The organism is Pseudomonas onubensis (genome assembly GCF_965653655.1).
Taxonomy (GTDB): domain Bacteria; phylum Pseudomonadota; class Gammaproteobacteria; order Pseudomonadales; family Pseudomonadaceae; genus Aquipseudomonas.
Window position 1 is genome coordinate 1 of record NZ_CBFHAZ010000335.1, and the last position, 385, is coordinate 385.

General features: G+C 51.9%; 1 protein-coding gene. It reads left to right on the plus strand.

Annotated elements, in window-relative coordinates:
- On the plus strand, positions 1-385 hold a 385-nt coding region (locus tag ACTD9P_RS30215), incomplete at both ends, for a DUF1569 domain-containing protein (protein ID WP_438870514.1).

A 385-nucleotide genomic window follows, 5' to 3' on the forward strand; every position in this document is an offset into this window, starting at 1 on the left:
GACCTTATCCGTTACAGCAGCTACTGACACAATTACGGGCGCTGAAGCCTGACGCCTTGCAAAGTTCGGGCAGTTGGACTGTCAGCGAGATTTTGCAGCACTGCGCCCAAAGTATCCGCTATTCGATCAGCGGTTACCCGCAAGCCTATTCCGCGTTATTCCAAAATACTGCCGGCAAACTGGCACTCAATTTATTTGCTGCAACTGGCAGTATGCATCACCCGCTGGATCAACCCATACCCGGCGCGCCGGCGTTAATCCCGGAACTACCGAATGATGTGGCACTGCATGAGCTGACTTTTGAGCTGCAACAATTTATCAACTGGCAAGGCCCGCTAGCACCGCATTTTGCCTATGGTAGCCTGACTAAGGCACAATATTACAG